Source organism: Pseudomonas onubensis (assembly GCF_965653655.1).
Lineage (GTDB): Bacteria > Pseudomonadota > Gammaproteobacteria > Pseudomonadales > Pseudomonadaceae > Aquipseudomonas.
On record NZ_CBFHAZ010000342.1, the window covers coordinates 1 to 333 of the forward strand.

Below are 333 nucleotides of genomic sequence, written 5' to 3' on the forward strand. Positions count from 1 at the left end.
GAGCTATGGCCCCGTATTTCTACAGGCGTTTCCCACACAAAATTGGTGGGTCTGGGCAGATTCGAACTGCCGACCTCACCCTTATCAGGGGTGCGCTCTAACCAACTGAGCTACAGACCCAATTTCGAGCTGCTAAGGCCGACCTCACCCTGCTCTTTACCACAGAGCATGGGGTGCGCTCTAACCAACTAAGCTACAACCCTTTAGGCTGCTTCTTATCGTCTTCTTCAATGAATCAAGCAATTCGTGTGGGAACTTATGGAGCAGCTGATGTCGTCGATTAAGGAGGTGATCCAGCCGCAGGTTCCCCTACGGCTACCTTGTTACGACTTC

At 52.0% G+C, this 333-nt stretch carries 1 tRNA gene and 1 rRNA gene; both read right to left on the reverse strand.

Features of this window, described 5'->3' with window-relative positions:
- Positions 1-43: 43 nt before the first annotated feature.
- Positions 44-120 (reverse strand) — tRNA-Ile (locus tag ACTD9P_RS30255).
- Between the two features lie 161 nt (positions 121-281).
- Positions 282-333: ribosomal RNA gene (locus tag ACTD9P_RS30260) — 16S ribosomal RNA — on the reverse strand; the annotation flags it as partial.